This is a genomic window from Pseudomonas sp. K5002 (assembly GCF_013386655.1).
GTDB lineage: Bacteria > Pseudomonadota > Gammaproteobacteria > Pseudomonadales > Pseudomonadaceae > Aquipseudomonas.
On sequence record NZ_JACARK010001765.1, the window covers coordinates 1 to 498 of the forward strand.

Below are 498 nucleotides of genomic sequence, written 5' to 3' on the forward strand. Positions count from 1 at the left end.
CAGCGACGGCCTGATCGCAGACGTCCACCCGCAGCCGCGCCAGCAGGTTGATCCCGCCGGACTGTTCATCCACCTGCAAAAGCGCCCCGCAATGACTGGCCAGTGCCTCCACCAGAAAGCCGCGCCGCACGGTGTAGAGCTGGCGCATTTTTTTCAGGTGACGGGTGAAATGGCCCTGGTCGAGAAAGTCCGCCGTGGTGGCTTGCAGCAATTCGGCGCTGCGGTTTTGCAGCACGCCGGCGCTGGCCTCAAAGGCCGGGAGCAGCGCCCGAGGCACCACCAGATAACCCAGGCGCAGCCCCGGGAAGAGCATCTTGCTGAAACTGCCGGAGTAGATCACCCGGTCGGCCGTGTCCTGGCTCTTGAGCGCGGCCAGGGGTTGGCCCTTGTAGCGGAACTCGCTGTCGTAGTCGTCTTCCACCACCCAGCCGCCGTGGGCCTGTGCCCAATCGAGCAAGCGATGGCGCCGCGCGGTACCGAGGGCGACCCCCAGCGGGC

General features: G+C 66.7%; 1 protein-coding gene. It reads right to left on the minus strand.

Annotation, left to right across the window (positions count from 1 at the left end):
• Window positions 1–498 (minus strand): aminotransferase class I/II-fold pyridoxal phosphate-dependent enzyme (locus HX846_RS39160; RefSeq protein WP_178967693.1); only part of this gene is annotated, 498 nt, incomplete at both ends.